This window comes from Actinocrinis sp. (genome assembly GCF_035605935.1).
Classification (GTDB): Bacteria; Actinomycetota; Actinomycetes; order Streptomycetales; family Catenulisporaceae; genus Actinocrinis.
Genome location: NZ_DATNGK010000126.1, coordinates 1 through 3191 on the forward strand (window position 1 = coordinate 1; position 3191 = coordinate 3191).

Sequence of the window (3191 nt, forward strand, 5' to 3'; positions counted from 1 at the left end):
CCGCCGATCGGCCAGAACCTCATGGCCGCGGGAACCGAGCGGACATAAGACCTGATGCAGGATAGACGTACCGGCCCGCTCTCGACGGAGGCACCCCGATGACGGATTGATCGCAGTCGAACAGCCGCGCAGCGGCTCAACACGCCTCCTGCCACCCGGCACGGACCACGAGGCCGAGCCGCTCCCGGATCAACGGCTTTGATCCGCGTTATTCGCGTGCATCTTCCTTCATCTGCGATTCCATTCTTTCTTTCTCGCCGCCACGCCGGCGATGCCGTTCCCCCACGGATGCCGCCACGCTCATCTACAGGAAGAACCGCCGATCAACGCCGATGCATCGTGCGGCGGATGCCGGATTGCCCCCAAGAATGAGACAGGAGGAACAGAACACCCGTCCGGGGACAACGCGCGCACCCTCTACCCGTGAAGCGAAGGCGCCCGAACCCCCACAACACCAAACCTATCCACGTCAACGCAGGGATGAAAAACCCCATGCAACGTGAAGCCGCCACCAACCCCAACCAACATCTCGACCGCAGGTAAGAAGCCCATGCGCCGTGAGAACACGCCGTCGGCCTCCGTCAGGGGTGCTCACAGCGGCGATACCGGGGCGGTGAAAAGCAACCCGCGGAAAGGGGACGGCGAGATGGTCGCAAAGGAACGCGAACGAACGCCTTCGGCGTCAGCTCTTGACCAGCTCCACCCGCCGGTTCTTCGCCCGCCCCTCGGTGGTCTTGTTGTCAGCGATCGGCTTGTCGGGGCCGATGCCGGCCGCGGACAGCCGGTCCGCCGCAATACCCTCTGCCACCAGTGCCTTGACCACCGTGTCGGCCCGTGCACCGGACAGTTTCACGTTGTAGTCGTGGCTGCCGACATTGTCTGTATGCCCTTCCACCCTCAGATGCAGCGAGGGGTCGGCCTTCAGCAGCGCCACCACCTGCGTCATCACCGGTGCAGCGTCAGGCTTCAGCGTCGCCTTGTCGAAGTCGAAATTGACGTAAAGCGCCACGTGCCCCTTGGCATCCAACGTGGCCTTCAGTGCATCCGCCTTCGGGGGTGCGATGCTCGCCTGGAACGCCTTCTCCTCGATCGTCTCCACGGCAATCTCGGTCTGCTGGCTGTTGACGTGCATCCAGACCGCCTTCCCGTTGTCGTCGAGCCGCGCGACCGTATCGCCGTCGTCGGTGAACAGGATCTGTGCGCCAAGAGCCCGCAACGCGGCCCGGTAATTCTCCTGAATGTCCAGGTTACTAGCCGGCGTCGTGTTATCAGCAATCATGTAGTTCACGCTGTAACGCGCGCCTTGGACCTCCACATCATGCGAGTCGTCGCCGTCCTGCACGGTGAAGGAGAGCTTGTCGAAGTTGCGCTTCTCCGGCTTGGAAGCGACATACCCTGGCATGTGACCAAGCAGCCGGTAATCGGCGCCCGAAGGTGGCTTCAGGCTCGCCTTGAACGGCTGCTTCCGTACCACCGTCACGTCGATCTCGGTCTGCTGGCTGGCGACCGCGATCCAGGTCTCGGCGCCCGTGGCCGGATCCTTGGGAGACAGGCGCGCCACCGTGTCCAGGTCATCGGTGAACAGGATATCTGCCCCGAGCGCCTTGAGCTGGCTGCGATAGTTCTCCTGGATCTCCAGGTCGCTCATTGGGTCCTTGCCGTCGGCAATCATGTAGCCCTGATGACACCTGGCGCCAGCAACCTGGACCTGGGTCGTGTCATCACCCTTCGTGACGCTGAACGCGGCCGTGTCATAGGCGCGGATCTCGGGCGCCTCGGAAGCCGTATAGGACGGCAGATGACCCACGGGCGGGCAGTCCGTCGCGGCCTGCGCGCCGAAGGCGGCGGGCGCCAGGACAAGCAGCAGCACGGCCGGCAGGCCGGCGATGATTCGGTTGCGCATGGGTATCCTTCCGTCGATAGCGGATCGGTATGCCGCCGGAATGGCGCCGGCCGCAACAGGTATGGTGTTTTTTCTCCGCAGACGCCGCCGGCGTGAGAGGGGGCAGCACGGCCCAGGCTTGGAGGGAAAGCTGCTTCCGGACCGACGGGTGCGGCACTACATACGTGAACAGAACACGAACTATCGAGGGCAGCAGCCAATGCGATCGAAGCGACCAGGCCCCGGCAGCGAGCAGCCCCCCCCGCCGACGTCGCCGACCAGACACTGCCTCAGGCCATCGCGGGACCCGACGCAACATGAGCCACCCTACCCGACAGCTCAGCCAGCCCCCGTCACGCCACGTCGTTATCCGCGCACCCGCGCTGAAAGACCTCTTGCAACATGGAGTGGCGAACGAGCCGGTCGCGGCCTCGTACCGCCGGCACAGAGCCGGTTGCAGGAGTCCATGCCACAGCCCGGCAAGACCCATGCGACGTGAGCGTACCGCCTGCGGCGGACAACTCATTCGCCTGTGGCAAGCCCTTCTGTTGAATCCCGGCGCATCACCACGGACCGCCGCGCCTGCCCACCGCCCTCGGCAACCACAATGACTCGATCAACTGTATCTTCTGAACGAAGAAAGACCCGTAAGCCATTACAATAAAATATATTACAAAGATCGGCTCGCAGCGTCCGCGGCAGTGTGCATCCCTGCCGTCCGTGATACAGGCAAGATCCAACCACGGACTCTGCCGCGACCGCGTCCAAATACCGGCGCACCAAGGACGAGGCGCTCAGATCGGGATGATCGCGCAGCACCCGCGCCATTGTGCGGTCATCCAGATAGGCGTGCTCACCGCCGCCTTTGCAACAGAACCCGCGGCATTGGCCACACGCCTCCCGTACCACATCACCGGCGAAGCCCTCCGGCTCGGGCGCCGGCCGTTCGACCGGCGCATCTGCCCGCCAGGTCTTGCGCAGATCGTTCAGTGCCTCCAGCAGGTGCTGCCGCAGCTTGCGCACCCGCGACGCTGCCGGTGGCGCAACACGCTCCTCCGCCGCCCTGGGCACGGCGACGATGGTGGCGCCTGCATCCGCCTCCATCGCGCTATACGGCCGCCGGCACCTGTGCCCCCTGCACGCGCGCCCAGGTGTCGCGCAGCCCCACCGTGCGGTTGAACACCAGCCGGTTCGCCGCGCTGTCGCGGTCGGCGCAGAAATACCCCTGCCGCTCGAACTGCACCGCCTCGCCGACCGGTGCCTGCGTCAGGGCCGGCTCTACCAGGCAGCCCGTCAGCACCTCGCGCGA

At 65.1% G+C, this 3191-nt stretch carries 2 protein-coding genes and 1 pseudogene; all 3 read right to left on the reverse strand.

The features are described 5' to 3' along the window. Positions 1-682 precede the first annotated feature (682 nt). Positions 683-1903, reverse strand: coding sequence for an OmpA family protein (locus tag VN779_RS10830; RefSeq protein WP_325722337.1), 1221 nt, complete (start codon positions 1901-1903; stop codon positions 683-685). 501 nt (positions 1904-2404) lie between these two features. Then, complete coding sequence (locus VN779_RS10835) at positions 2405-2986, reverse strand: hypothetical protein (RefSeq protein WP_325722338.1); 582 nt, start codon at positions 2984-2986, stop codon at positions 2405-2407. Between the two features lie 4 nt (positions 2987-2990). Then, positions 2991-3191, reverse strand: a pseudogene (locus tag VN779_RS10840) (glutamine--tRNA ligase); the annotation flags it as partial.

Bases quoted from the DNA above. Each gene is read 5' to 3' on its own strand.
- VN779_RS10830 (WP_325722337.1), bottom strand. From the start codon at position 1,903: ATGCGCAACCGAATCATCGCCGGCCTGCCGGCCGTGCTGCTGCTTGTC.
- VN779_RS10835 (WP_325722338.1), bottom strand. From the start codon at position 2,986: ATGGAGGCGGATGCAGGCGCCACCATCGTCGCCGTGCCCAGGGCGGCG.